24 protein-coding genes and 2 tRNA genes are annotated in these 25,264 nt (G+C 72.8%); 7 read left to right on the forward strand and 19 right to left on the reverse strand.

Annotation, left to right across the window (positions count from 1 at the left end):
* Positions 1–13 precede the first annotated feature (13 nt).
* On the forward strand, positions 14–1,378 hold the full coding sequence (locus tag JQT67_RS01900) for an APC family permease (RefSeq protein WP_208063235.1): 1,365 nt from the start codon (positions 14–16) through the stop codon (positions 1,376–1,378).
* Here the strand turns inward: JQT67_RS01900 and JQT67_RS01905 are convergent.
* A complete protein-coding gene (locus tag JQT67_RS01905) occupies positions 1,329–2,168 on the reverse strand; it encodes a phosphatase PAP2 family protein (RefSeq protein WP_208063236.1) in 840 nt (279 codons plus the stop codon). The two genes, JQT67_RS01900 and JQT67_RS01905, sit on opposite strands and share 50 nt — an antisense overlap.
* Positions 2,169–2,301: 133 nt before the next feature.
* On the opposite strand from JQT67_RS01905, the gene JQT67_RS01910 reads away from it, so the two are divergent.
* Positions 2,302–3,003 carry a VOC family protein gene (locus tag JQT67_RS01910; RefSeq protein ID WP_208063237.1) on the forward strand — a complete coding sequence of 234 codons (702 nt, stop codon included), beginning with the start codon at positions 2,302–2,304 and terminating at the stop codon, positions 3,001–3,003.
* 197 nt (positions 3,004–3,200) lie between these two features.
* Here JQT67_RS01910 and JQT67_RS01915 read toward each other — a convergent pair whose 3' ends face one another.
* The 5 genes from JQT67_RS01915 to JQT67_RS01935 all read right to left on the reverse strand — a co-directional run bounded on the left by JQT67_RS01915 (position 3,201) and on the right by JQT67_RS01935 (position 7,178).
* Positions 3,201–4,226, reverse strand: a complete 1,026-nt coding sequence (locus JQT67_RS01915) for an NADPH:quinone reductase (RefSeq protein WP_208063238.1) — start codon at positions 4,224–4,226, stop codon at positions 3,201–3,203.
* Positions 4,227–4,371: 145 nt separating this feature from the next.
* On the reverse strand, positions 4,372–4,827 hold the full coding sequence (locus JQT67_RS01920; RefSeq protein ID WP_208063239.1) for a hypothetical protein: 456 nt from the start codon (positions 4,825–4,827) through the stop codon (positions 4,372–4,374).
* A 112-nt stretch (positions 4,828–4,939) separates the two neighbouring features.
* Positions 4,940–5,013: transfer RNA gene (locus JQT67_RS01925), tRNA-Ile, on the reverse strand.
* 27 nt (positions 5,014–5,040) lie between these two features.
* The gene (locus tag JQT67_RS01930; RefSeq protein WP_208063240.1) at positions 5,041–6,240 is read right to left on the reverse strand and encodes a glycosyltransferase; all 1,200 of its coding nucleotides are present in this window, start codon (positions 6,238–6,240) and stop codon (positions 5,041–5,043) included.
* The gene (locus JQT67_RS01935) at positions 6,237–7,178 is read right to left on the reverse strand and encodes a DMT family transporter (RefSeq protein ID WP_307864153.1); all 942 of its coding nucleotides are present in this window, start codon (positions 7,176–7,178) and stop codon (positions 6,237–6,239) included. The genes JQT67_RS01930 and JQT67_RS01935 overlap by 4 nt, the downstream gene beginning before the upstream one ends.
* 41 nt (positions 7,179–7,219) lie before the next feature.
* Between JQT67_RS01935 and def the strand changes: the two genes are divergently transcribed.
* Entirely contained in the window at positions 7,220–7,783 is a 564-nt protein-coding gene (gene def, locus JQT67_RS01940; protein ID WP_208063241.1) for a peptide deformylase, read from the forward strand.
* 76 nt (positions 7,784–7,859) lie between these two features.
* Positions 7,860–8,027 carry a hypothetical protein gene (locus JQT67_RS01945; RefSeq protein WP_208063242.1) on the forward strand — a complete coding sequence of 56 codons (168 nt, stop codon included), beginning with the start codon at positions 7,860–7,862 and terminating at the stop codon, positions 8,025–8,027.
* Between the two features lie 54 nt (positions 8,028–8,081).
* On the opposite strand, the gene JQT67_RS01950 is transcribed toward JQT67_RS01945, so the two are convergent.
* Positions 8,082–8,154, reverse strand: a tRNA-Asn gene (locus JQT67_RS01950).
* Between the two features lie 96 nt (positions 8,155–8,250).
* Here JQT67_RS01950 and JQT67_RS01955 point away from each other — a divergent pair.
* Both JQT67_RS01955 and JQT67_RS01960 read left to right on the forward strand, forming a co-directional pair.
* Positions 8,251–9,423: an RtcB family protein gene (locus JQT67_RS01955; protein ID WP_208063243.1), complete on the forward strand. Its 1,173-nt coding sequence runs from the start codon at positions 8,251–8,253 to the stop codon at positions 9,421–9,423.
* Between the two features lie 295 nt (positions 9,424–9,718).
* Positions 9,719–10,408 carry a hypothetical protein gene (locus JQT67_RS01960; protein ID WP_208063244.1) on the forward strand — a complete coding sequence of 230 codons (690 nt, stop codon included), beginning with the start codon at positions 9,719–9,721 and terminating at the stop codon, positions 10,406–10,408.
* 10 nt (positions 10,409–10,418) lie between these two features.
* Here the strand turns inward: JQT67_RS01960 and dnaG are convergent, their stop codons facing one another.
* From dnaG to JQT67_RS01975, 4 genes are read right to left on the reverse strand one after another with little or no spacing between them, the layout of a single operon-like run.
* Positions 10,419–12,284 carry a DNA primase gene (gene dnaG / locus JQT67_RS01965; protein ID WP_208063245.1) on the reverse strand — a complete coding sequence of 622 codons (1,866 nt, stop codon included), beginning with the start codon at positions 12,282–12,284 and terminating at the stop codon, positions 10,419–10,421.
* A 7-nt stretch (positions 12,285–12,291) separates the two neighbouring features.
* Positions 12,292–13,533 (reverse strand): deoxyguanosinetriphosphate triphosphohydrolase, encoded by a 1,242-nt coding sequence (locus JQT67_RS01970; RefSeq protein WP_307864154.1) that lies wholly within the window; start codon positions 13,531–13,533, stop codon positions 12,292–12,294.
* Positions 13,523–14,674, reverse strand: a complete 1,152-nt coding sequence (gene dusB / locus JQT67_RS13335; protein ID WP_307864155.1) for a tRNA dihydrouridine synthase DusB — start codon at positions 14,672–14,674, stop codon at positions 13,523–13,525. Before dusB ends, JQT67_RS01970 begins: the two co-directional genes overlap by 11 nt.
* Entirely contained in the window at positions 14,671–16,050 is a 1,380-nt protein-coding gene (locus tag JQT67_RS01975; protein WP_208063247.1) for a glycine--tRNA ligase, read from the reverse strand. Before JQT67_RS01975 ends, dusB begins: the two co-directional genes overlap by 4 nt.
* Before the next feature lie 189 nt (positions 16,051–16,239).
* Between JQT67_RS01975 and JQT67_RS01980 the strand changes: the two genes are divergently transcribed.
* Positions 16,240–16,866 (forward strand): hypothetical protein, encoded by a 627-nt coding sequence (locus tag JQT67_RS01980; RefSeq protein ID WP_208063248.1) that lies wholly within the window; start codon positions 16,240–16,242, stop codon positions 16,864–16,866.
* A gap of 65 nt (positions 16,867–16,931) precedes the next feature.
* Here JQT67_RS01980 and JQT67_RS01985 read toward each other — a convergent pair whose 3' ends face one another.
* The 8 genes from JQT67_RS01985 to JQT67_RS13705 form a co-directional block, all read right to left on the reverse strand.
* Positions 16,932–17,705, reverse strand: coding sequence for an isoprenyl transferase (locus JQT67_RS01985; protein ID WP_208063249.1), 774 nt, complete (start codon positions 17,703–17,705; stop codon positions 16,932–16,934).
* Positions 17,702–18,433, reverse strand: coding sequence for a DNA repair protein RecO (gene recO / locus JQT67_RS01990; RefSeq protein ID WP_021011320.1), 732 nt, complete (start codon positions 18,431–18,433; stop codon positions 17,702–17,704). The genes JQT67_RS01985 and recO overlap by 4 nt, the downstream gene beginning before the upstream one ends.
* A gap of 3 nt (positions 18,434–18,436) precedes the next feature.
* A complete protein-coding gene (leuA, locus tag JQT67_RS01995) occupies positions 18,437–20,200 on the reverse strand; it encodes a 2-isopropylmalate synthase (RefSeq protein ID WP_208063250.1) in 1,764 nt (587 codons plus the stop codon).
* Positions 20,201–20,372: 172 nt separating this feature from the next.
* On the reverse strand, positions 20,373–21,773 hold the full coding sequence (locus JQT67_RS02000; protein WP_208063251.1) for an ABC transporter permease: 1,401 nt from the start codon (positions 21,771–21,773) through the stop codon (positions 20,373–20,375).
* On the reverse strand, positions 21,770–22,513 hold the full coding sequence (locus JQT67_RS02005) for an ABC transporter ATP-binding protein (protein ID WP_208063252.1): 744 nt from the start codon (positions 22,511–22,513) through the stop codon (positions 21,770–21,772). Before JQT67_RS02005 ends, JQT67_RS02000 begins: the two co-directional genes overlap by 4 nt.
* A gap of 102 nt (positions 22,514–22,615) precedes the next feature.
* Positions 22,616–23,359: an alpha/beta fold hydrolase gene (locus tag JQT67_RS02010; RefSeq protein WP_208063253.1), complete on the reverse strand. Its 744-nt coding sequence runs from the start codon at positions 23,357–23,359 to the stop codon at positions 22,616–22,618.
* A gap of 13 nt (positions 23,360–23,372) precedes the next feature.
* Positions 23,373–24,020, reverse strand: a complete 648-nt coding sequence (locus tag JQT67_RS02015; RefSeq protein ID WP_208063254.1) for a response regulator transcription factor — start codon at positions 24,018–24,020, stop codon at positions 23,373–23,375.
* Positions 24,017–25,231: a sensor histidine kinase gene (locus JQT67_RS13705; protein WP_208063255.1), complete on the reverse strand. Its 1,215-nt coding sequence runs from the start codon at positions 25,229–25,231 to the stop codon at positions 24,017–24,019. The genes JQT67_RS02015 and JQT67_RS13705 overlap by 4 nt, the downstream gene beginning before the upstream one ends.
* Positions 25,232–25,264 lie beyond the last annotated feature (33 nt).

Consider the following 25,264-nt stretch of genomic DNA (forward strand, 5'->3'; position numbering starts at 1 on the left):
CTAGCCTCTTCCTATGAGCGTGGACGAGCAGACAGCGGCGAGGAACGGCGAGATCAGCACGAAGCTGAAGCGAGGCATCACGGGGCCGCTGCTGTTCCTGTTCATCCTCGGCGACGTGCTGGGCGCCGGCGTCTACGCCCTCACGGGCACGATGGCCGCCGAGGTCGGCGGGGCGCTCTGGGTGCCGCTCATCGTGGCGCTCTTCCTCGCGCTGCTGACGGCCGGCTCCTACGCCGAGCTCGTGACGAAGTACCCGCAGGCGGGCGGCGCGGCGGTCTTCGCGCAGCGCGCCTTCAAGAGCCCCATCGTGTCGTTCCTCGTCGGCTTCAGCATGATGGCCGCGGGCGTCGTGAGCGCCGCGGGGCTCGCGCTCGCGTTCGCGGGCGACTACCTCGCCGAGTTCGTGCCGGTGCCCGCGGTGGTCGCCGCGCCGATCTTCCTGCTGCTCGTCGCGGCGCTCAACGCGCGCGGCATCCGGGAGTCGATGGCGGGCAACGTCGTCATGACGGTCATCGAGCTCTCCGGCCTCCTCATCATCATCATCGCCGTCGGGCTCATGATGGGCGGCGGGGGCGGCGACGTCTCGCGCGTCGGCGAGTTCCCCGATGGCGTCAACCCGGCGCTCGCGACCCTGTCGGCGGCGATCATCGCCTACTACTCCTTCGTCGGCTTCGAGACCTCCGCGAACGTCATCGAGGAGGTGCGGAACCCCCGCCGCGTCTACCCGCGCGCCCTCTTCGGCTCGCTCATCGTCGCGGGCGTCGTCTACGTGCTCGTGGGGCTCGCGAGCTCGATCGCGCTGCCGGCCGACGAGCTCGCCGACTCGAGCGCGCCGCTGCTCGAGGTCTTCGAGGCGACCGGGCTCGCTGTGCCGGGCTGGCTCTTCAGCGCGATCGCGCTCATCGCCGTCGCGAACGGCGCGCTGCTGACGATGATCATGGCGAGCCGGCTCGCGTACGGCATGGCAGAGCAGGGCCTGCTGCCCTCCGTGCTCGGCCGCGTGCTGCCGAAGCGCCGCACGCCGTGGGTCGCGATCCTCGTGACGACCGCGATCGCGATCGGCCTCACCTTCATCGGCGACCTCGGCACGCTCGCCGAGACCGTCGTGCTGCTGCTGCTGTTCGTCTTCCTCAGCACGAACGTCGCGGTGCTCGTGCTGCGCCGCGAGCAGGTCGAGCGCGAGCACTTCCGCGTGTGGACCTTCGTGCCCGTGCTCGGGATCGCCTCGTGCGTGCTGCTGCTCACGCAGCAGGACCCGCACGTGTGGCTCCTCGGTGCGATCGCGATCGCGGTCGGCCTCGTCGCCTACGCGGCGACGCGGTTCGGGATCACGAAGCCGGCGCCGGCTCCCGCTGCCGATCGTGCCGGAGACGAGTGAGCAGGTAGAGCCGGTGGGCGGTGATGACGATCGCGAGCCATGCCGCGCCGAGCAGCCAGCCTGCGACGACGTCGGTCACCCAGTGGTGCCCGAGGTAGACCCGGCTCGCCGCGACGAGCAGTGAGGCGACCACCGCGATGGCGATGATCCCCGCCCGGGCCCACACCGAGCGGCGTCGGAGCACGAGCAGGTAGGCGATGATGCCGAGGATCGCGACCGCGTTGAGCGTGTGCCCGCTCGGGAACGAGGCGGAGACCTCGTAGGGCGGCACGGCGTCGGTGAGCGGCGGGCGGTCGCGGCCGATGAGCACCTTGCCCGCGACCGTCATGAGCAGCGAGCCCGCACCCGCGGCGACGACGAGCACGAGCGGCGTCCACGAGCGGCGGCGGAGGCTCAGGGTCACGAGCGACACGATCGCGATGAGCGGCATGCCGATCGTGCCCGCGAGGTCCGTGAACCCGGTGATGAGCGCATCCGCCTGTGGATCCCGGATGGTGAGGATCGCGTCGAGCAGCGGGCGGTCGATGCCCGCGACGCCGTCCTCGTCGGTGACCGCGTCATAGACGCCGACCGCGCCGAGGGCGAGCGCGAACGCGATGACCGCGCCGATCGCGAGCGTGAGGATGAGCGTGCCGTAGGGGCCGACGAGCTCGCCGAGCCTCGCGGCGAGGCCCGAGATCCCGCGCGCGATCGGCGAGCTCGAGCGCGCGACCGCGACCTCCGGCTGGCCGGCGTCGTGGACCCGCTCTCCCGTGGTGCCGTGCTCGTCCGGCGTGCCCTGCGCTCGCATCGTCGTCTCCTCGCCGTCGCCCGCTCGTGTGCGCCGACGCTAGCGCGCGGGTCCTCCCGGGCCGCTGTGCACGAGAGGCGATTGCGCCGACCGCCATGCTCTGCAAGCGTTGCGGCTGACCGAGGGAGGTCGCATGGACATGCTGTCTGGCGAGGAGATCGCCGCCGCTGACCTGGCCGACTGGCGCAAGCTCGCGCAAGGGCTGCACGCTCGCTACCGCATCGACGGCTTCGGTGCCGGGGCGCGCTTCCTCGTCGCGGTGGGAGACGCGGGGGATGCGCTCGGTCACCATCCGAGCGTCGCCCTCGGCGACGGGCACGTCGACCTCAAGCTCCTCAGCGACGACGCGATCTACCGCGACGACGCCGGCAGCGAGCACGTCGTGCAGTGGGTGACCCAGAAGGATCTCGACCTCGCCCGGCGCATCTCCGAGATCGCGGCCGAGCAGGGACTCACGGCCGACCCGGCTGCGGTCACGGCTATCGAGCTCGGACTCGACGCGGCAGACTCCGCCGCGATCGCACCGGTGTGGGCGGCGCTCCTGACGGGCGACCCGGCGGCGCAGGGCCTCGGCTCTCCGAGCGACGAGATCCGCGACCCCACGGGACGGGTGCCGAACCTGTGGTTCGGGGACGCTGCGGAGCGGAACCAGGAGCGCTTCCACATCGAGGTCTACGTGCCCCCGGAGGTCGGCCCGCAGCGGATCGCGGCCGCGCTCGCCGCCGGCGGGACGGTCGTCGACGACAGCAAGGCTCCGTGGCTCACCGTGATCGCCGACCGAGAGGGCAACCGGGGCGTCGTCTGCGTCGACCCCTCAGCCGTCAAGCAGGGATAGCGAGGATGAGTGACGCGCCCGAAGAGCGACCACGTCAAGCTCGACGAGCTGCTGCACCGCTTGCACCAGTCAGCCCACCAGCAGCGCCGCCCGTGCCCCGTGGGGCCTCGCCGGCGCCCGAGCGCTCGTCGCCCTCGAGGTCCCGATCGCGCTGAGCCGCCGACGCGCACGGCGCGGCCGGACCCGCGACGGCTCGCTCAGCGGAGGTCGTCGTCCACCGAGATGAGCACCTTCCCGGTGACGCCGCCCTCGACCGCGTCGTGGGCAGCTGCCGTCTGCTCGAGCCGGAACCAGGTCAGAGGCAGGCCAGCGGCCTCCCCCACCGGAAGGGCGCCGGCTTCGAGCGCGGCCGTGACGTCCTCCGCGGCGGCCGCGAGCGCCTCCCGACCGACGGTGTAGAGCAGCAGTCCCTGCCAGCGCGCGTTCTTCGCGAAGCTCGCCGCGATCGGGGCAGTGAACTCGTCGCCGTTGTTGTTCGCGTAGTACGCGATGCTGCCGTGGTTGGCGAGCACCTCGACGTCGAGCGCGGCGTTCTGCGCCGGTGCGACCTCGACGACGTGGTCGACGCCGTCCGGAGCGACAGCGCGCACCTTTGCCGCGAGCTCGTCATCCGGGTACTGCAGCACGAGGAGCGCCCCCGCCGCGCGCGCGAGCGCGGCCTTCTCGTCGCTGCTGACCGTCGCGATCACGGTCGCGCCCGCCCAGGCTGCCAGCTGGATCGCCGCGTGGCCCACCGCGCCTGCGCCACCCTGCACGAGCACGACGCGCCCGTCGAGCGCCCCGGGCGCGAGCCGCGCCGGCCCGAGCTCGTGCACGGTGAGCGCGCGGTGGGCGGTCATCGCGGGCACGCCGAGGCTCGCCGCGACGTCGAACCCGATGCCGTCGGGCAGGCGGACGACGCGGTCTGCAGGCACGACCGTGAGCTCCTGCGCGGTCCCCGTCGGTCGCTGATGGGCGGCGAGGTGGATCCAGACGCGATCGCCGACCTGCAGATCCTCGACGTCCGAACCGACGGCATCGACGACGCCGGCGCCGTCCTGGTTCGGGACGACCTCGGCGAACTCGAGCGGCCTGCTGCCCGCGCGCGCCTTCCAGTCGGTCGGATTGACGCCCGACACGGCGACACGGACTCGCACCTCGTCCGGACCCGGCACCCCGGGCTCGCGGTCGGTGAGCCCGAGGACGGACGAGGATCCGTGCTGGGAGTAGACGATGGCTCGCATGAGGGGTGCAAGGTGCGAGCGGCCGCGAGCATTCCCCTGGCCAGTGCCAGGTCGCCGTGGGAGAGGTCCGCCGCTCAGCGCCCGTGCTTCGGGCAGAGGTGCGCGAATGAGGCGCGGCGACAGCGATCGCAGTGCCGACTCAGAATCACATGCCGCACAGCTCGGTCTCCGCGGCCTCGGCGATGACGCGATACTCGTCCGCGGTCCAGCCGTAGAGCTCAGCCTGCTCGGCGTGCTCGTCGGCGTCGCCCCTTCGCTCCTCGTCGATGTAGAGGCGGTCGCACCACTGGTAGCCGGCGCCGATGACGACGTGCCGGAACGCTTCGATCGGCTCGCCCTCGGCGGGCGGCAGCTCCGAGCCGATCAGGCGGAGCTCTTCGGCGACGGAGGCGGCGAAGTCCCGCTCCCACGTGCGGTGCTCCTCCTGGTACATCTCCTCCTCGGCCGGGTCGAACCCGTCGTCGCTCGACGGGTCGTAGGGGCCGTAACCGCCGACGAAGCCGTAGCTGAACGGGTCGGCGAACGGCGGGATGATGACGCAGCCGGTGAGTCCGACCGCTGCGGCGGCGCTGATGGTGAGCGCGGCGAGCGTGCGTCGCATAGACGAGCCTCTCGAGAGGGACGATCGGGCGGCCGCGCTGGGGTGCTCGTCGCTCCGAGGAGAGTGTTGCACGAGGAGCCGCCCATCGCGGACTCTGCCCGAACGCCTCTCGTAGGGCGGACGGGACTTGAACCCGTGACCGAGGGATTATGAGTCCCCTGCTCTGACCAGCTGAGCTACCGCCCCGCGGGCGCGAGGCCCGACCGGTCGAGCCTAGTCGCTGAGCTCGACCCGGGTGTCAGGGTCGCGGATGTCCTCACCCCGGTAGAGGCGCTCGAACGCGGTGATCGTCCGCTCGATGTCGTGCGGCGCGACCATCTCGAGGCTGTGCTGGCGGTACTTGCCGTACTCCTCGTCGCTCAGGCGCAGGATGCGCTCGAGCTTCTCGGCGAGATCCGCGGCGTCGTCCGGCCGGAAGAGCCAGCCGTTCGCACCGTCGCGCACGAGGTGCGGGAGCGCCATGGCGTCGGCGGCGACGACGGGCAGCCCCGTCGCCATCGCCTCCATCGTCGCGATCGACTGCAGCTCGGCCGTCGACGGCATCGCGAAGACCTCGGCGCTGCGCAGGCGCTCGCGCAGCTCCTCGTCGCTCACGTAGCCGGTGAGGGTCACGCGGTCGGCGACGTGCAGGTCGCGCGCGAGCGCCGCGAGCTCGTCGATCTGGTCGCCGCCGCCGACGATGTCGAGGTGCCAGTCGAGGTCGGCCGGCAGCTTGGCGACGGCGCGGACGAGGGTCTCGAGCCGCTTCTCGCTCGTGACGCGGCCGACGAACACGATCCGGCCGTGCTGCCGCTCGGGGTTCGGGCGGTACTCGTCGCCCGGCAGGCCGCACGAGATGGCGTGCACGCCCGTGAGCCCCGTCATCTTCTCGAGGTAGTCGGCGCTGCGTCGCGTCGGCGTCGTGACGACGTCGCAGCGGCCCAGCACCTTCGCCGCGTCGCGCCACGCGACGTCGACGGTCTTCGCCTGGAGGGCCCGCGGGATGTTCGAGTGGTCCATGAGGTTCTCGAACATGAGGTGGTTCGTGCCGATGACGCGGATGCCGCGCTTCTTCGCCTCGATCGAGAACGCCCGGCCGAGCACGATGTGCGACTGGAAGTGCACGACGTCCGGCCGCAGCGCGTCCAGCAGCGACGCCGCGTTCGAGAACATGCGCCACGGCTCGGCGAAGCGCAGCCACTCGTGCCCCGGGTAGAGCAGCGAGCGGAGCCGGTGCACCGTGAACCGCTCCCCCTCGTGCTCCTCGACGTGCGTGCCGTGCCGGCCGCGGCCGAGCGAGGAGGCGACCACGTGCACCTCGTGCCCGCGCCTCGTGAGCCGGGCGGCGAGGCGCGTGGTGAACTTGGCGGCGCCGTTCACGTCAGGCGCGAAGGTGTCCGTCGCGATCAGGACGCGAAGCGGTCGGTCGGTCATGGAGTCTCCTCGGGCGCCTCGGCGAGCGGGCGGATCTGGGGATGGTGCCGCGCGAGCTGCAGCACGCCGGTGACGGCGATCGCTCCCGCGGCGGCGAAGACGATGATGGCCCACGGCGGCGTCGCGGCCGCCTCGCCGAGCACCGTGACGCCGATGAGCACGGCGACGAGCGGGTCGACGACCGTGAGCCCGGCGATGACGAGGTCGGGCGGGCCGGATGCGTGGGCGAGCTGCACGGCGTAGCTGCCGGCCACGAGCGCGATCACGACACCGATGCCGCAGACGATCGTGAGCCACTCGAACTGGCCGGAGATGATCCGGTTGATGACGATCTTCGAGAGCGTGACGACGAATCCGTAGAGCACGCCGGCAGTGACGATGTAGAAGATCGCGTTCGCGCGCTTGCGGTAGAACCACCACGCGACGCCGACGCCCGCGAGGCCCACGACGAGCAGCGCGAGGACCGTGAGCAGCTGCCGGTCGCTGATGGGCCGCTCGACGGCGAATATCGCGGCGACGCCGACGAAGATGCCGATGCCGACGAGGCACAGCGCGATCGCGCGGATCGTGCGGTGATCGAGCTTGATCTTCGCGAGCCGCGCATTCAGGATCGCGGTGACGACGAGCGCGACCGCGCCGAGCGGCTGCACGACGATGAGCGGCGCGAGCGCGAGCGCACCGAGCTGCATGACGACTGCGAGGCCGAGCAGCAGCGTGCCGACGACCCACGCGGGGTTCCGCAGCAGCCGCAGCACGGCCGAGCCGCCGAGGTGCGCGCCGCGCTGGTCGCCGCCCTCGAACTGGTCGACGCCGCGGTGCTGGAACTGGGTGCCGACCGAGAGGAAGACGGCGCCGACGATCGCCACCGGGATCCCGAGGGCCTGCATCGGCGTGAGCGAGATCTCCGCCGCCAGGTCGTCGAGAGAGGTGAACAGCACCTAGCGAACCTACCGTTCTGGCCGCCGATACCCTGGAGGACATGACCGTTCTGCCCATCCGCATCACGGGCGAGCCCGTGCTGCACACCGTCGCCGAGCCCGTCACCGACTTCGACGAGGAGCTCCGCACACTCGTCGCCGACATGTTCGAGACGATGGAGGCCGCGCCCGGCGTCGGCCTCGCGGCCCCGCAGATCGGCATCGGCACGCGGCTGTTCGTCTACGACTGGACCGACTCCGAGGGCGTGCGCACGCGCGGCGTCGCGGCGAACCCCGAGCTGTGGATCTCGCCGCTCCCCATAGGCGTGCCTGAGGAGGACGAGGAGGAGGGCTGCCTCTCCATCCCCGGCGAGCGCTTCGCCCTCAAGCGCGCCGAGCGTGCGATCCTGCGCGCGCAGGACGAGCACGGCGAGCGCTACGAGCTCGAGGCCTCCGGATGGCTCGCGCGCATCCTGCAGCACGAGTACGACCACCTCGACGGCATCCTCTACGCCGACCGATTGGATGCGTTCGGCACGAAGGGCGTGCAGAAGGCGATCAAGCGCAACAAGTGGGGCGTCGAGGGCCTGAGCTGGACGCCGGGGGTCGACGACCTCGACGCCTGAGCGGGAACGCGTCTGCCCGGCGATCCTCCAGGAGGGGGCGCTACGTTCCGTGCACCGACACGAAGGAGCGTGCACGATGAACTTCCTCTCCCAGCTGCGCAACGCCGTCTCCGGACGCCGCTCGAGCGGCTCTGCCCGCGGCAGGCGCTCGACCGGCATGGGCGGCGCGGGCGGCGCTCGCAGACGCGGCTCACTGCTGAGCTCGGCGCTCGGGTGGATCAGCGGCCGCAACCGGCGCCGCTGAGTGCCTCCGGCGCGCACGAAGAAGGCCCTCACCCCGAAGGGTGAGGGCCTGTCGCTCCCCGAGATGGACTCGAACCATCAACCTGCCGGTTAACAGCCGGCTGCTCTGCCAATTGAGCTATCGAGGATCGCTGCGGGAGCGACGACCATCGTAGCATCCCGCGCGGGCCGGGGTCACATCGGCCGACCCCGACCGGCACGCTGGCCGCCAGAAGGAGGGCTCCATGACCGTCACCCAAGTCTCGCCCAAGCTCTACAACTGGGCGTCGATCATCGACGATCAGACGCTCGAGCAGGCGAAGCGGACCTCGGAGATGCCGTTCGTCCAGCCGCACCTCGCCCTCATGCCGGACGCGCACCTCGGGAAGGGCGCGACGGTCGGCTCGGTCATCCCCACGCGCGGCGCGATCATGCCCGCCGCCGTCGGCGTCGACATCGGGTGCGGCATGATCGCTGTGCTCACCTCGCACACCGCGGATGCGCTCCCGGCCGACCGGTCGATCGTGCGGCAGGCGATCGAGCGCGCGGTCCCGCTCTCGGCGGGCCACTACAACAAGCGCCTCACGCCGAGCGCCGCCGATCGCGTCGCCGAGCTCGAGGCGCTCGCGCAGCGCGCCGGCTTCGACCCCGCCGAGTACGCCAAGAACTGGCGCCTGCAGCTCGGCTCGCTCGGCTCGGGCAACCACTTCATCGAGATCAGCCTCGACGAGCAGGACCGCATCTGGCTCTTCCTGCACTCCGGCTCCCGCGGCGTCGGCAACAAGATCGCGCAGCGGCACATCGCCGCCGCGCAGGCCTTCGTCAAGGAGCAGCGGATCGACGTCCCCGACCGAGACCTCGCCTACCTCGAGGAGGGCACGCGCGAGTTCGACCGCTACATCGCCGAGCTCGAGTGGGCGCAGCGCTTCGCGCTCCTCAACCGCGAGGAGATGATGGACCGCGTCATCGCCGCCTTCGAGGCCTGGATCGGCGCCGAGGCGGGCGAGCGCGAGCGCATCAACTGCCACCACAACTACTCGGTGCGCGAGCACCACGCGGGCGCAGACGTCTGGCTCTCCCGCAAGGGCGCGATCGACGCGGCCGAGGGCGTCGCGGGCCTCATCCCCGGGTCGATGGGCACTCGCTCGTACGTCGTCGAGGGGCTCGGCAATCCCACCGCGCTCGACTCGGCGCCGCACGGCGCGGGCCGCGAGTACTCCCGCTCGAAGGCGCGGCGCACCTTCACGCGCGCACAGCTCGAGGAGGCGATGCGAGGCATCGAGTGGCGGCGGACGGATGCGTTCCTCGACGAGATCCCACAGGCCTACAAGGACATCGACACCGTCATGGCCGACGCATCCGACCTCGTGCGCGTGCGGCACACCCTGCGGCAGATCGTGAACGTGAAGGGCGACTGACCGCCGACCTCAGGATTCGATCCGGATTGCGGCAATCGCAGCTCGCCGCCCGACCGCGCGCGAGAGCAGGGCAGCCCACAGAACGAGGGGGCAGGCCGATGAGCGACGAAGACACCGGTTGTCCGGACCTCGAGCCCGGCGAGCTCGAGGCGATCCAGGCGGAGGACCGGCGGAAGGAGCGCGCGGTCTCCGGCGACGCGAAGGGCTGACGGAGCGCGCATCGTCGTCGATGCTCCGCCGAGCCGTCGCGCGATAGCGTTCGACGCACCACCGCCACCGCTCGACTGGAGTCACGATGCCCCGCTCGACAGCCCGCCGCTCGCCGATCGCGCCGCTCGCCCTCGCGGCCGCGGCCCTGCTCTCGGTCACCGGCTGCGTCGTCGGTCCGCCGCCGCCCGTCGAGCACGGCGAGCCGGAGCCCTCGCTCGAGCCCTCCCCCGACGCATCCCCCGACCCGTCGCCGAGCGCCGACGAGCCGCAGCCCGGCGCGCTCCCCGACGTGCTCGAGCTCGGCATGATCGCCGCCGAGGGTGCGCTGCCCGGCTGGGAGACGAGCATCATCACCGACGGCGACTTCGAGCCGCAGCCCGACTCGGACTTCCCGATCGGACCGACGATCAGCGTCGTCGAGACCGCGACCGGATGCACGTTCTGGGCCTACCAGGGCCAGCAGGACAGCGCCGACCCCGACGAGGTCGCCAACACGCAGGCGACGCTCGCCGCGATCACCGGCACGGCGCCGGGCGACTGGGAGGCCGACGAGTTCGTGCTCGAGCCGTCGGCGTCGCAGGGCGTGAGCGTCGTGCTCCTCTCGATCTTCAGCGAGGCGGACGACGGCGCCGTGCAGGCGATCTACGCGCGCAACTTCCAGTCGAGCCAGACGACGAGCGCGATCCGCGCGGAGTGCGGGCCGGACGCGGGCGGGATCGACCACATCGACGACGTCGTCTCGGAGCACTTCCAGATCAACTTCCTGCTCCCCTGACGCTGCCGCGCTACAGCTCCTCGCGCAGCGACCGCCGCTCGCGCTCGAGCTCGAGCAGCTGCTCCTGCAGCCGCTTCGAGCCCTCGGGGTCGGTCGAGCCCAGCCGCTGCAGGCTGCCGAGCATCTCGGCCTTCCGCCGCAGGATGTCGCGATCGACGAGCGAGCCGACGATGCCCTGCACGTAGGCGCGCACCCCCTCGCGCGACGACTGCGGGATGGGCGCCATCGCGAGCGTGCGCACGAGCGGCACGATCTCGGCCGGCACGGTCTGCGCGACGTGCTCCGAGAAGTCGGGCGCCTCGATGCGGTCGAGCGATGCGAGGATGCCGTCGCGCACGACCGCGAGCGAGGGGTTCGCGACGTACGCCGACGCACCGCGCGCGGCGAGGTCGCGCCCGACGACCGCCGGCTGCTGCAGGAGCGCCGCGATCGCGTCGCGCTCGAGCCGCGACGCGGGGTCGCGCTCGAGCTGCTGGAGCGCGACATCGGGGGGCGGATGCGCGGGGCCGGCCTCGGCGGGCCGGTCCCCCGGCGTCGGCGCGGGCCGGGGCGCCGCGTGCCGCACCGCGCGCCGGACCTCGTCGGGACTCACGCCGAGCCACCCCGCGACCGTGCGCACGTAGCCGTCGGCGAGCGCGCGGTCGCGGATCGACAGCAGCACGGGCGCGGCCCGGCGCATCGCCGCGACCCGGCCCTCGACCGTCTCCAGGTCGTGCTCGGCGACGATGCGACGCAGCATGAACTCGAACAGCGGCCGCCGCTGCTGCACGAGCTTGCGCACCGCGTCGTCGCCGCGCTCGAGCCGCAGGTCGCACGGGTCGAGCCCTTGCGGCGGCACCGCGACGAAGGTCTGGGCGGCGAAGCGCTGCTCCTCGGCGAAGGTGCGCGCCGCGGCCTGCTGGCCGGCCTCGTCGGGGTCGAACGTGAAGATGACGCGGCCGAGCGAGCGGGTGTCGGTCGTCGAGACGTCGCCGAGCACGCGCCGCAGCACCTTGATGTGGTCGACGCCGAAGGCGGTGCCGCACGTCGCGACCGCGGTCGTGACGCCCGCGAGGTGGCACGCCATCACATCCGTGTACCCCTCCACGACGACCGCCTCGTGGCCGCGGGCGATGTCGCGCTTGGCGAGGTCGAGGCCGTAGAGCACCTGGCTCTTGCGGAAGATGGGCGTCTCGGGCGAGTTGAGGTACTTCGGGCCCTTGTCGTCGTCGGCGAGCCGGCGCGCGCCGAAGCCGACCGTCGCGCCCGTGACGTCGCGGATCGGCCACACGAGCCGGCCGCGGAAGCGGTCGTAGCTGCCGCGCTGCCCCTCGCTCAGCAGGCCCGCGCCGAGCAGCTCGGCCTCGGTGTAGCCCTTGCCGCGGAGGTGCTGCTTCAGCGCGTCGAACGACTGCGGCGCGAAGCCGACCCCGAAGCGCTCCGCGGCGGCGAGGTCGAAGCCGCGCTCGCCGAGGAATCGCTGCCCGAGCGCGGCGGCGGGCGTGAGCAGCTGCTCGCGGAAGAACGCCTCCGCGTCGCGGCTCGCGGCGAGCAGGCGCACGCGGCCGCTCGTCTCCTCCTGCGGCTTGCCGTCCTCGTAGTGCAGCGTGTAGCCGAGCTGCGCCGCGAAGCGCTCGACCGTCTCCTGGAACGACGTGTGGTCCATCGCCATGACGAACTGGAAGACGTCGCCGTCCTCGCCGCAGCCGAAGCAGTGGTAGCGGCCGACGGCGGGCCGCACGTGGAACGAGGGCGTGCGCTCGTCGTGGAAGGGGCACAGTCCCTTCATGCTGCCGACGCCCGCCGACTTCAGCGTGACGTGCTCCCCGACGACGTCGACGATCGAGATGCGCGATCGCAGCTCGTCGATGTCGCTGCGCCGGATCCTGCCCGCCATGGCCGCTTCAGTCCCCCACGTAGCGCTCGTGCCACGCGAACGCGCCGCGATCGGTGAGGCTCGCGACCTGGTCGACGACCACGCGAGCGCGCGCCGCGTCGTCGGGCGCCGCCGCCCAGTCGTCGGCGTAGGCGCGATCGAGCGCCGACGGCCCGAGCCGCACGAGCGCGTCGCACAGCTCCTGCAGGATGCGCCGCTGGCTCGCGTAGATGGGCTGGCGCCGCTCGGCGAGGATGAAGCTCGCCGCCGTGCCCTTGAGCACCGCGATCTCGGCGCGCACCTCGCGCGGCACCTCGATCGTGCCGCCGAAGCGCGCGAGCGGCCCCTCGTGGGTCTCGCGCGTGAGCCGGATGGCGGCGTTCGCGAAGCGCCCGATGAGCTTCGACGTGAGGTTCTTGAGCCGCGCGTGGTCGGCGCGCGAGCCGTCGAACGAGCGCAGCCACGTCTCGAGGTCGTCGAGCCTGTCGAACGCGGCGAGCAGCTCGTCGCGCGTGTACTCCGGGCCGACCCACGTGAGCATCATCGAGACGAGCTCGTCGTGCCCGACGCGGCTCTGCAGCTTCGCGACGTCGACGTAGCCGCCCACGACCGCATCCTCGAAGTCGTGCACCGAGTAGGCGATGTCGTCGGCGAGGTCCATCGCCTGCGCCTCGATGCTCGGGCGTCCCTCGGGCGCGCCCTCGCGCATCCACTCGAACGCCTCGCGGTCGTCGTCGTAGTAGCCGAACTTGATGCGGCCGGATGCGTCGTGGACGTCGGATGCGGCGGCCCACGGGTACTTGCAGGCCGCGTCGACGCTCGCGCGCGTGAGGTTGAGCCCGTAGGGCTGCTCGCGGATCACCTTCGGCTCGAGCCGCGTGATGACGCGGAGCGTCTGCGCGTTGCCCTCGAAGCCGCCGATGCCGAGCGCCCACTCGTTGAGGCCCTTCTCGCCGTTGTGGCCGAAGGGCGGATGGCCGATGTCGTGCGCGAGGCACGCGGTGTCGACGACGTCGGGGTCGAGCCCGAGCTCGCCCGCGATCTCGCGGCCGATCTGCGCGACCTCGAGCGAGTGCGTCAAGCGCGTGCGCGAGTCGTCGAAGCCCATCGTGGGCGAGAGCACCTGCGTCTTCTGCCCGAGCCGGCGGAACGCGCTCGAGTGCGTGAGCCGCGCGCGGTCGCGCGAGAAGTCGGTGCGCGACGAGGAGTGCGTCTCGGGCAGCCGGCGCTCGACGTCGTGGTCGCCGTAGCCGCGCGCGTCAGCCGCCACGGGTGTCGCTCTCGTCCTCGATGAGCGCCTCGCGCTGGGCGGGCGTGAGCTCGGGGCTGTCGAGCCAGCCGTCCGGCAGGGCGGGCGTGCGGGGGCTCCCGGCGCGCCCGCGCTGCCCCTCGATGCCCTCGGCGACGTAGGGGATGTCGCGGTCGAGCCGGCCGAGCAGCTCGTCCATGTGCGCGAGCGACTCGACCGCCGCGAGCTCGCGGCGCGCGTCGCCGCCGACCGGGTAGCCCTTGAAGTACCACGCGACGTGCTTGCGGATGTCGCGGCACGCGCGATCCTCCTCGCCGAAGAACTCGACGAGCAGCTCGGCGTGGCGGCGGAACGCATCCGCGACCTGGCCGAGCCCAGGGCGGAACCGGGTGTCGGAGCCCGCGAACGCTGCGGCGAGGTCGCCGAAGAGCCACGGCCGGCCGAGGCAGCCGCGGCCGACCACGACGCCGTCGACGCCCGTCTCGTCGACCATGCGCAGCGCATCCTCTGCCTGCCAGATGTCGCCGTTGCCGAGCACGGGGATCGAGGTGACGGCCTGCTTGAGCTTCGCGATCGCCGTCCAGTCGGCCTTGCCCGAGTAGTGCTGGGCGGCGGTGCGGCCGTGGAGCGCGACCGCGGCGACGCCGGCGTCCTCGGCGATGCGGCCCGCGTCGAGGTAGGTGACGTGGCGCTCGTCGATGCCGATGCGCATCTTGACGGTGACGGGGATGTCGCCCGCTCGCTCGACCGCGCGGCGCACGATCGCGCCGAAGAGGTCGCGCTTCCACGGCAGCGCGCTGCCGCCGCCGCGGCGCGTCACCTTCGGCACGGGGCAGCCGAAGTTCAGGTCGATGTGGTCGGCGCGGTCCTCGTCGACGAGGATGCCGACGGCCGCCTCGACCGTCTTCGGGTCGACGCCGTAGAGCTGCACCGAGCGCAGCGACTCCGAGGGATGGTGGCTGATGAGCCGCATCGTCTCGGGCGTGCGCTCGACGAGCGCGCGCGAGGTGATCATCTCGCTCACGTAGAGCCCCGCGCCGTACTCGCGGCACAGCCGCCGGAACGCGGTGTTCGTGATGCCGGCCATGGGCGCGAGCACGACCGGCGAGTCGAGGCCGATGGGCCCGATCGACAGCGCCGGCGTGCTCACGGTGGTCGTCACGCTCCGACGAGCCCCTGCGCGAGGTGCGCCTCGAGGTCGTCGATCGCGACGCGCTGCTGCTTCATCGAGTCGCGCTCGCGCACCGTGACGGCGCCGTCCTCGAGCGAGTCGAAGTCGACGGTGACGCAGAAGGGCGTGCCGACCTCGTCCTGGCGGCGGTAGCGGCGGCCGATCGCGCCGGCGTCGTCGAAGTCGATCGCCCAGTGCTTGCGCAGGCGCGCGGCGATGTCGCGCGCGAGCGGCGAGAGCTGCTCGTTGCGCGAGAGCGGCAGCACCGCGACCTTCACGGGCGCGAGGCGCGGGTCGAGGCGCAGCACCGTGCGGGTGTCGGTGCCGCCCTTCGCGTTCGGCACCTCCTCCTCGACGTAGGCGTCGACGAGGAACGCCATGAGGCTGCGCGTGAGGCCGAACGACGGCTCGATGACGTAGGGCGTGTAGCGCTCGCCGGTCGCCTGGTCGAAGTAGACGAGGTCCTTGCCCGACGCCTCCGAGTGCGACGAGAGGTCGAAGTCGGTGCGGTTCGCGATGCCCATGAGCTCGCCCCACTCGGAACCCTGGAAGCCGAAGCGGTACTCGACGTCGATCGTGCCTGCCGAGTAGTGCGCGCGCTCCTCCTCGGGCACGTCGAAGCGGCGCATGTTCGCCGGGTCGACGCCGAGGTCGACGAACCAGTCCCAGCACGCCTCGACCCAGCGGTCGAACCACGCAGCCGCCTCGTCGGGGTGCGTGAAGAACTCGATCTCCATCTGCTCGAACTCGCGCGTGCGGAAGATGAAGTTGCCGGGCGTGATCTCGTTGCGGAACGCCTTGCCGACCTGGCCGATGCCGAACGGCGGCTTCTTGCGCGAGACGGTCAGCACGTTCGCGAAGTTCACGAAGATGCCCTGCGCGGTCTCGGGGCGCAGGTAGTGCTGGCCGGCCTCGTTGTCGACCGGGCCGAGGAACGTCTTCATGAGGCCCGAGAAGAGCTGCGGCTCGGTCCACTTGCCGGTCGTGCCGCAATCGGGGCACGTGATGTCGGCCATCGACTCGGGCTTGCGGCCCTTCTTCGCCTCGAACGCCTCCTCGAGGTGGTCCTGGCGGTGCCGCTTGTGGCACTGCAGGCACTCGACGAGCGGGTCGGTGAAGGTCGCCACGTGACCGGATGCGTTCCAGACGGCCGAGGGCAGGATGATCGACGAGTCGAGGCCGACCATGTCGTCGCGGCCCTGCACGAACGTCTTCCACCACTGGCGCTTGATGTTCTCCTTGAGCGCGACGCCGAGGGGCCCGTAGTCCCACGCCGAGCGGGAGCCTCCGTAGATCTCGCCCGCCTGGAACACGAAGCCACGGCGCTTCGCGAGGCTGATGACGGCGTCGAGACGGTTCTGGACCACGGATGCTCCTCGAGGATGCGGCTGCGCGCGCCTGCTGGATCGCGGCGCGACACGTGAACCTCGATTCTACCGAGCGCGGCGGGCGCTGCCGCCCGCGCTCGAGGTGGGCTGTGCAGGGTGTCGCCATGCGTCGCTGAGATAGTGTCTTCTCTCGGGGCGCGGGCGCCCCGACGTGTGCGAGGAGGTCGGATGCAGAGCGAGGAAGGCCGCGAGCTCTACGGCGCCTGGGCTGAGCGCTGGCCGTCCGACGTGGCAGAGCTGCTCGACGGCTACTCCGGCTCCTGGTGGATCGGCGGCAGCTGGGCGATCGGCGCCGCGACCGGCGTCGAGCGGCCGCGCACCGACATCGACATCGTCATCCCGCGCAGCGAGCTGAGCCTGCTGCGCGGCTGGCTCGGCGGCCGCTGGCAGCTGTGGTCGGCCTTCCAGGGCGCGCTCAAGCCGCTGCGCCCGCACGACTCCGACGTGCTGCCGATCGGCACCACGAGCATCTGGCTGCGCCGCAGCGCCTACGGCCAGTGGGAGTACGAGATCCTGCTCGACCCGAGCGACACCGAGTCGTGGCGCTTCCGGCGCGACACCGCCGTCACGATGCCGCTCGAGGATGCGCTGTTCGAGAAGGACGGCATCCGCTACGCGAAGCCGCAGATCGTGCTCGCCTACGCCGCTGCCGAGCGGGCCGACGTCTCCTGGCTCGAGGACGCGCTCCCCGCGCTCGACGACGAGGCACGCGCCTGGGTCGTCGACCGCCTCGCCGACGACCACCCGTGGCGGCAGCGGCTCGAGTCGGCGCCCGCCGCCGCCCCCGCCGAGTAGCCGATCCGGCTCATCGAGTAGGCCCGCAGGGCCATATCGAGACGGAGCTGTCGATCGACGGGGCCTCAGCGCGAGGGGGCGTCGACCGCCGCGCCGAAGCGGCGGTCGCGGCCCGTGTACTGGTCGAGCGCGTGCCAGAGGTCCTCGCGGGTGAAGTCGGGCCACAGCCGATCGAGGAAGACCATCTCGGCGTACGCGCCCTGCAGCGTCAGGAAGTTCGAGATGCGCTGCTCGCCCGACGAGCGGATGTAGAGGTCGACGTCGGGGATGTCGGGGTTGTACATGCGCCGGCGCACGAGCTTGTCGTCGATGCCCGACGGCTTGAGGCGCCCGGCCGCGACGTCCTCGGCGATCGAGCGCACCGCATCCGCGATCTCGTGCGTGCCGCCGTAGTTGACGCACATCTGGAGCGTCATCGCGCGGTTGCCGGCGGTGCGGCGCTCGGCCTCCTCGAGCTCGCGGATGACGCTCGGCCACAGCCGCGGGCGCCGGCCGGCCCAGCGCACCCGCACGCCCCACGCATCCAGCTGGTCGCGCTGGCGCCGCAGCACGTCCTTGTTGAAGCCCATGAGGAAGCGCACCTCGTCGGGGCTGCGCTTCCAGTTCTCGGTCGAGAAGGCGTAGACCGAGAGGTGCTGGATGCCGACCTGGAGCGCGCCCGCGACGACGTCGAGCAGCCGCTCCTCCCCCGCCGCGTGGCCCTGCGTGCGCGTGAGGCCGCGCTGGTTGGCCCAGCGGCCGTTGCCGTCCATGATGATCGCGACGTGCGCCGGCAGGCTGCCGTGCGGGTACCGCGGCGGCTGCTGGCCCGTCCAGTCGATCGGCTTGACCTCGCTCACCGCGCTCCCCGGTCGACGTGCTCGAGCGAGCGCAGGCCGCGCTCGAGGTGCCACTGCACGTAGGCCGCGACCGCGCCGGAGGCGCGCGTGCGCACGCCCGGGGGCGACGCCTCCGCGAGCGCCCACTCGCCCGTCAGCAGCGCCCCGAGCAGCTCGAGCGTCGCGGGATCGATGCGGAGCGCGCCCGGCGGGGCCGCCTCGTCGGACACCATGCCGCCGAGCTGCGGCACGAACGCCCGGTGCGGGCCGGGCTCGCCGGTGACGGCGCAATCGCCGAACGACGGCGCCCAACCCGCGATCGACAGCGCCCGCAGCAGGTAGGAGTCGAGCGTGAGCGACGGGTCGTGCTCGGCGCGCGCGAGCGAGCGGAGCGCCCCGACGAGCAGCAGGTACTGCTGGCGGGAGCCGTCCTCGTCGGTCAGCCGGTCGGCCGTCTCGACCATCGCGGTCGCCGCGGTGTAGGAGCGGTAGTCGGCGACGATGACCGGCGCGTACGCCCCGAGCGTCACCGCTTGCGTGATGATGTCGAGGCTGCGCCCGACCGCGAGCTGCAGGTCGGCGACCATGAACGGCTCGAGCCTCGCCCCGAACCGCGACGACGTGCGCCGCACGCCCCGCGCGACGGCCCGCACCTTGCCGTGCTCGCGCGTCAGGAGCGTGACGATGCGGTCGGCCTCCCCCAGCTGGTGGGTGCGGAGGACGACGCCTTCGTCGCGGTAGGTGGGCACGGCTCAGCCGACCGGCTGCGCCCTGCGGTCGTGGATGCGGAGGCCCCGGTTGACGCCCGAGACGATCGCCTTGAGCGCCGCGGAGGTCGAGCTCGGGTCGAGGCCGACGCCCCACACCGCGTTGCCGGCGACGTCGAGCTCGATGTAGCACGCGGCGGTCGCGTCGGAGCCGGCGCTCATCGTGTGCTCGACGTAGTCGGTGAGGGTGACCTCGACGCCCTCCGCGCGCAGCAGCTGGAGCATCGCGTCGATCGGTCCGTTGCCGCTCGCGGCGACGTCGCGCACGCACTCGCCGTCGCGGAGCCGCGCGTGCAGCTGCGCCGACCCCTCGTGCGACGAGGTCGTCTCGAAGGTGACGAGCTCGAAGCGGCCCCACTGGTCGGCGCCCGTGACCGGGTCGCTCGGCAGGTACTCGTCGCCGAAGATCGACCAGATCTCGTCGCTCGAGACCTCGCCGCCCTCGCTGTCGGTGCGCGCCTGCACGACGTTCGAGAACTCGATCTGCAGCCGGCGCGGCAGGTCGAGGCCGTGGTCGGTCTTGAGCAGGTAGGCGACGCCGCCCTTGCCCGACTGCGAGTTGACGCGGATGACCGCCTCGTAGGTGCGGCCGACGTCCTTGGGGTCGATCGGCAGGTACGGCACAGCCCACGGCATGTCGTCGACGTGCTTGCCGGCGGCGGCGGCGTCCTCCGCCATCCGCTCGAAGCCCTTCTTGATCGCGTCCTGGTGCGAGCCCGAGAAGGCGGTGTAGACGAGGTCGCCGGCCCACGGGCTGCGCTCGTGCACGCGCAGCTGGTTGCAGTGCTCGGCGACGCGGCGGATGCCGTCGAGGTCGGAGAAGTCGATCTCGGGGTCGATGCCCTGGGTCAGCAGGTTGAGGCCGAGCGCGACGAGGTCGACGTTGCCAGTGCGCTCGCCGTTGCCGAACAGGCAGCCCTCGATGCGATCGGCGCCGGCCATGTAGCCGAGCTCAGCGGCGGCCACGCCCGTGCCGCGGTCGTTGTGCGGGTGCAGCGAGAGGATGACCGACTCTCGGCGCGCGAGGTGGCGGTGCATCCACTCGATCGAGTCGGCGTAGACATTGGGCGTCGCCATCTCGACCGTCGCGGGGAGGTTGATGATGACCGGCCGCTCGGGGCGCGCGTCGAGCGTCTCGATGATCGCGTTGCAGACCTCGAGCGCGTAGTCGAGCTCGGTGCCCGTGTAGGACTCGGGGCTGTACTCGTAGTAGACCTTCGTCTCGCCGAGCATCCCCTCGAGCTCGAGGCACAGCTTCGCGCCGTCGATCGCGATCTGCTTGACGCCCTCGCGGTCGGAGCGGAAGACGACGTCGCGCTGCAGCACGCTCGTCGAGTTGTAGATGTGCACGATCGCCTGCTTCGCGCCGTCGATCGCCTCGAACGTGCGGCGGATGAGGTGGTCGCGGCACTGCGTGAGCACCTGGATCGTGACGTCATCGGGGATGAGGTCCTCGTCGATGAGCTTCCGCACGAAGTCGAAGTCGAGCTGGCTCGCGGAGGGGAACCCGACCTCGATCTCCTTGTAGCCCATCCGCACGAGCAGCTGGAACATCTGCAGCTTGCGGTCGGGCGTCATAGGGTCGATGAGCGCCTGGTTGCCGTCGCGCAGGTCGACGGCGCACCAGCGGGGCGCGCGCTCGATGCGCTTCGAGGGCCACGTGCGGTCGGGCAGCTCGACCCGGATCTGCTCGTGGTACGGGGTGTAGCGGTGCGCCGGCATCCCAGACGGCTGCTGCATGTTCTTCATCGATCGCTCCTGTCGCTTGCTCCTGAGGTCCGGGCAGGACAGCCTCCGCGACGAGGGAGCCCGGGGTTCAGGCCTCGCCGCGGCGACGAAGGAGCAGCACGCTCTGCATGCGATCAGACTACACCCGGCGCCCGAGCGGCGCCGGGCGCGTCGATCCGGAGCGGCGGGCGCGTCACTCGGCGGCGACCGCGGCGAGCGGCGCGATGCGCGCGGCCCGCTGACCGGCGGGGACGCTCGTCGCGACCGCGACGGCGAGCCCGACGGCCGCGAGCGCGAGCGGCAGCTGCCACGGCAGCGACGGCGCGGTCGAGACGACGCCCTGCACCGACGAGAGCATCGCGTGCGCGCCGATCCAGCCGTAGAGCGTGCCGACCGCGAACCCGGTCGAGACCGCGACGATCGTGACGGCGCCCGCCTCGGCGAGCAGCATCGAGCGCGTCTGGCCGCGACGGAGGCCGAGCGTGCGCAGCAGCCCGATCTCGCGCGTGCGGCGGCGCACCGACAGCAGCATCGAGGCGACGAAGCCGAGCACGCCGAGCAGCGCCGAGAAGCCGACGATGCCCGCGAGCACGCTCGTGACGCCCGTGAGCACGTCGCGCAGCTGCTGCTGGAAGTAGGGGTCGCGCTCGATCGTGTGGGCGGCGGTCGTGAGCGACGAACCGGCCGCGATCATCATCGTGACGACCGCCGTCCCCGCGAAGAGCGAGAGCACGAGGGCCGACGTGCGGCCCGGATGCGTCGCGAGCGTCCCCGCGGCGGCGCGCGCGGGCACGCTCCGGCCGAGCGCCCGCGACGCGAGCGCGACGAGCGGCGGGGCGATCGCCGGCGCGAGGGCGACGATCCCGGCGGTCGCGACGACGCCGCCGGCGAAGCCGACGAGCACCGCGAAGGGCGAGACGGGGCCGAGCAGCACCGCCGCCGCGAGCAGCGCGGCGCCCGAGACGAGCGTCACGACGCCTCCGGTGCGGCGGCGCTCCACCGTCGTCTCGACGTCGACACCTGCACTGCGGAGCGCCTCGAGCGGCGAGACCGAGAGCACCGAGCGCGTCGCGAGCAGCGCTGCGAGCACCGCGGCGGCCGCGACGACCGCGGCGGGCACCGCTGCCCACGGCTCGACGACGGGCAGGCCGCGCAGGTCGAGCCCCTCGGGCAGCGCCGCGAAGGCCTCGCTCGCGAGGACGGCGCCGCCGACCCCGAGCGCCCAGCCCACGGCCGCGCCGCCGATGCCGACGAGCGCGAACCCGCCGAGCAGGCGGCGCCGCTCGGCGCGGGAGGAGGCGCCGAGCAGCCGGCGCAGCGCGATCTCGGCGCGGCGGTCCTCGACCGCGCCGGTGAGCGCCTGGCGGGTGACGATCGCGCCGACGACGACCGAGACGCCGATCAGGAGCGATTGGGCGAGCGCGAGCAGCAGCCGACCGGTCTCGCTGCCCGCGATGAGCGCCTCGCCGTAGAGCACGAGCGCCGCGTGCTCCATCACGGTCGAGAGCGCGGTGCCGAAGCCCGCGGCGAGCGCGGAGACGGCGAACGCGAGCCACAGCCCCGAGCGCGAGGCGCGGCGGTCGGTGCCGCTCATCGGGCGGCCTCGAGCATGCGCTGCGCGACCGTCGCGGCGTCGGTCGCGGGCAGCTCCTCCTCGATGCGGCCGTCGCGTAGCAGCACGATGCGCTCCGCGCGCGCGGCGACGGCGGGGTCGTGGGTGACGACGACGATGGCTTGCCCCGCCGCGGCGCTCGCTACCAGGATGTCCTGCACCTCGCGCGACGTCGCGGAGTCGAGCGCGCCGGTCGGCTCGTCGGCGAGCACGATCGCGGGCCGCTGGGCGAGCGCGCGAGCGATGGCGAAGCGCTGCTGCTGGCCGCCCGAGAGCTCGTGCGGGCGGCGCTCGGCGAGCGCGGCGACGTCGAGGTCGGCGAGCAGCGCCGCGATGCGCTCGTGGTCGGGCGCGCGCCCGGCGAGCCGCGCGGGCAGCTCGACGTTCTCGAGCGCGGTGAGGCTCGGCACGAGGTTGAACGACTGGAAGACGACGCCCACCTCGTCGCGACGCAGCGCCGTGAGCGCGTCGTCGTCGAGGCCGACGACCGATCGGCCGCCGATGACGACGTCGCCCGAGCTCGGTGCGTCGAGGCCGGCGGCGAGGTGCAGGAGCGTGGACTTGCCGGAGCCCGACGGGCCCATCACCGCCGTGATCGAGCCGGGCTCGATCGCGAGGTCGATGCCGTCGAGCGCGGTGACGGCTGCGGCGCCGGCGCCGTAGCGCTTGGTGACGCCGCGCAGGAGGAGGGCGTGCGAGGACGGGGAAGGGTGGCTGTGCATGCTCCCAGTCAAGGCGCGCGGCGCCCGCGCGTCGTCAGCCGCGAGCCGGAACCGCGGTCATCCGCCGGGATGATCCGCCCGGTCGACCGAAGCATCCGCCCGTCACCGATCGAGCCGCGCGAGCCGCTCGTCGAGCATCGCCGCCATGCGCTCCGGGTGCTCGAGCGGCAGCCCGTGCCCGGCGCGCGGGACGACGCGCAGCTCGCTGCCGGGATGCGCGTCGTGCAGGAGCCGGGCCGAGTCGCGCATGACCCGGCGCTCGGCGCCGCCGACGACGACGAGCGCGCTGCCGCTCTCGCCCCAGCCCTCCGGCACCGCGAAGCGCAGGTTCTCCCCCACGCTCGCCAGCAGCGTCTCGCGCGTGATCGCGGCGCTGCCCGCGAGGTACTCGGGCAGCAGCTCGTCGGGCACGAGGAGCTCGCGCGCCTGCAGCCGCGCGAACCAGGGCACGCGCGCGAGCGGGGCGGTGAGCCCGAGCAGCGCGAGCGTCGGCCCGGCGAGCGGCAGCGGCGCCGCTTGCGCGCTCACGACGACCGCGTCGGCGACGAGCTCGGGGCGGCGCGCGGCGAGCAGCACCGCGAGCTGCGCGCCGAGCGAGAAGCCCGCGACCACCGCGCCGCTCGACGCGCGCTCCTCCAGCAGCGCCTCGAGCCCGGCGAGCGTCTCGGCGTGCGAGCGGTAGGGGTCGGATGCGCTGCGCCCGTGCCCGGGCAGGTCGGGCACGAGGGCGCGCACGGGGTGCCGGAGCGCCGCGAGCGTCGGCCGCCACATCCAGCCGCCCACTCCGCCGCCGTGGAGCAGCAGGAGCGGCGGCGCGCCCGCCGGTCCGGTCTCGTCGACGTGCATGCGGCCGGACGCCTCAGCGCGACTCGCCCGCGAGCCCGTGCTCGTAGGCGAAGACGACGAGCTGCACGCGGTCGCGCAGGCTCAGCTTGCCGAGGATGCGCGAGATGTGGGTCTTGACGGTCGCCTCCGAGACGAACTCGCTGCGGGCGATCTCGGTGTTCGAGAGCCCCCTCGCGGCGAGCGCGAAGATCTGCCGCTCCCGCTCGGTGAGCTCGGCGAACGCCGCGGGCGCCGATCGCTGCTGGCGACCGAACGCCTTGAACAGTTCCCGCGTCGCGCTCGCGGCGACGACCTCGTTGCCGGCGTGGACCGTGCGGATCGCGGCGAGCACGAGCTCGGGCTCAGCGTCCTTGAGCACGAAGCCGGATGCCCCGGCCCGGATGGCGCGCGCCGCGGCCTCGTCGAGGTCGAAGGTCGTGAGCACGACGACCCGCACGTCGGGCTGCGCGCGCACGATGCGATCGGTCGCCGAGATGCCGTCGAGCACGGGCATCCGCACGTCCATGAGCACGACGTCGGGCTGCTGCTCCTCGGCGAGGCGCACGGCCTGCGCGCCGTCGGCAGCCTCGCCGACGCACTGCAGGTCGGGCTGCGACTCGATGAGCATGCGGATGCCGCTGCGGAACAGCGCCTGGTCGTCGACGATGAGGACGCGGATCATGCGAGCCCCGCCGGGAACGCCGCGCGCACGCGGAACCACTCGTGCTCGATGCCCGTCCAGACGTCGCCGCCCGCGAGCCGCGCGCGCTCGTGCATGCCGCTCACGCCGTGCCCGGCGGGGCCGGGGGCGGCGACGAGTCGGTTGTGCACGTCGATCACGATGCCAGGCCCCGCGCTCCTGAGCCGCACGTGCACCGGCTGGTCGCGATCGCCGTGGCGCAGCGCGTTCGTGAGGGCCTCCTGCAGGATCCGGTAGGCGGCGATGTCGGCCGTGCGCGGCAGCGGGGGCCGGCCGCCCACCCGCTCGAGCCGCACGTCGAGGCCGCTGCCGCGCATCCGCTCGACGAGCGCGTCGACGTCGTCGAGCGACGCGACGGGGTCGGGCGCCTCGCTGTGGCGGAGCTGCGCGAGCAGCAGCCGCACGTCGCCGAGCGCTTGCTTGGCGGTGCCGGCGATCGTCTCGAGCGTCGCGTCCTTGACGGCGGGGTCTGGCGTGTAGCGCGCGCCGTTCGCCTGCGCGATGACGACGGCGAGCGAGTGGGCGACGACGTCGTGCATGTCGCGCGCGAGGGCGGCGCGCTCCTCCTGCTCGGTCGCGCGCCGGTTCGAGACCTGCGCGACCTCGACGGCCGCCTCGGAGCGCGCGACGGAGGAGACGCCCCAGCCGATGAGGATCGTCATCGAGAACAGCAGCATGGGCGGCACCCAGACGAGCACCACGAACCGCAGCACCTCGTCGACGGGCACGAGCTCGCCGGGCGAGTAGCCCGCGAGGCCGCCGGTCGTCGTGATCCAGTAGCCGGCGAGCACCGAGGCGACGAGCGAGAGCCCGGCGGCCGCGAGCCGGCCGGGCCAGCGGCAGAAGCGGCCGGCGGAGTAGAGCGGCACGAGCACGCCGAACCAGACCGGGAAGAGCGGCGCCGCGAGCACGACGTGCACGGCGGCGAGCGCGACGAGCCCGGCGAGCCCGAGCACGGGCCGGCGGCGGCGCACGACGATCGCGGCGCCGATCGCCGCGGTCTCGATCGCGCACAGCAGCCAGTGCCAGCCCCAGTCGAAGAAGAGCGCGCCGATGAGGAGCGTCGGCACGGCGAGCATCCCGAGCGTGACGGCGGCGATGATCGCGTCGGTGCGGAGCGCGTCGCGATCGAGCGGGGCGCGCGCCGGCACGTCGGCGGGCTGCGCGTCGGGCGCGAGGGTGTCGGCGGTCACGCGAGCCAGCGTATGGCGGCGGGCGGATGCGTC

This window comes from Agrococcus sp. TF02-05 (genome assembly GCF_017565345.1).
Lineage (GTDB): Bacteria > Actinomycetota > Actinomycetes > Actinomycetales > Microbacteriaceae > Agrococcus > Agrococcus pavilionensis.

What these genes read in the sequence shown, in the direction of transcription:
- JQT67_RS01980 (WP_208063248.1), top strand. Translation starts at nt 16,240, where the DNA reads ATGCAGAGCGAGGAAGGCCGCGAGCTCTACGGCGCCTGGGCTGAGCGC.
- JQT67_RS01920 (WP_208063239.1), bottom strand. Translation starts at nt 4,827, where the DNA reads ATGCGACGCACGCTCGCCGCGCTCACCATCAGCGCCGCCGCAGCGGTC.
- def (WP_208063241.1), top strand. Translation starts at nt 7,220, where the DNA reads ATGACCGTTCTGCCCATCCGCATCACGGGCGAGCCCGTGCTGCACACC.
- JQT67_RS01910 (WP_208063237.1), top strand. Translation starts at nt 2,302, where the DNA reads ATGGACATGCTGTCTGGCGAGGAGATCGCCGCCGCTGACCTGGCCGAC.
- leuA (WP_208063250.1), bottom strand. Translation starts at nt 20,200, where the DNA reads ATGAAGAACATGCAGCAGCCGTCTGGGATGCCGGCGCACCGCTACACC.
- JQT67_RS01900 (WP_208063235.1), top strand. Translation starts at nt 14, where the DNA reads ATGAGCGTGGACGAGCAGACAGCGGCGAGGAACGGCGAGATCAGCACG.
- JQT67_RS01945 (WP_208063242.1), top strand. Translation starts at nt 7,860, where the DNA reads ATGAACTTCCTCTCCCAGCTGCGCAACGCCGTCTCCGGACGCCGCTCG.
- JQT67_RS02010 (WP_208063253.1), bottom strand. Translation starts at nt 23,359, where the DNA reads ATGCACGTCGACGAGACCGGACCGGCGGGCGCGCCGCCGCTCCTGCTG.
- JQT67_RS02000 (WP_208063251.1), bottom strand. Translation starts at nt 21,773, where the DNA reads ATGAGCGGCACCGACCGCCGCGCCTCGCGCTCGGGGCTGTGGCTCGCG.
- JQT67_RS01930 (WP_208063240.1), bottom strand. Translation starts at nt 6,240, where the DNA reads ATGACCGACCGACCGCTTCGCGTCCTGATCGCGACGGACACCTTCGCG.
- JQT67_RS01955 (WP_208063243.1), top strand. Translation starts at nt 8,251, where the DNA reads ATGACCGTCACCCAAGTCTCGCCCAAGCTCTACAACTGGGCGTCGATC.
- JQT67_RS01960 (WP_208063244.1), top strand. Translation starts at nt 9,719, where the DNA reads ATGCCCCGCTCGACAGCCCGCCGCTCGCCGATCGCGCCGCTCGCCCTC.
- JQT67_RS01915 (WP_208063238.1), bottom strand. Translation starts at nt 4,226, where the DNA reads ATGCGAGCCATCGTCTACTCCCAGCACGGATCCTCGTCCGTCCTCGGG.
- JQT67_RS02015 (WP_208063254.1), bottom strand. Translation starts at nt 24,020, where the DNA reads ATGATCCGCGTCCTCATCGTCGACGACCAGGCGCTGTTCCGCAGCGGC.
- dnaG (WP_208063245.1), bottom strand. Translation starts at nt 12,284, where the DNA reads ATGGCGGGCAGGATCCGGCGCAGCGACATCGACGAGCTGCGATCGCGC.
- JQT67_RS02005 (WP_208063252.1), bottom strand. Translation starts at nt 22,513, where the DNA reads ATGCACAGCCACCCTTCCCCGTCCTCGCACGCCCTCCTCCTGCGCGGC.
- JQT67_RS01905 (WP_208063236.1), bottom strand. Translation starts at nt 2,168, where the DNA reads ATGCGAGCGCAGGGCACGCCGGACGAGCACGGCACCACGGGAGAGCGG.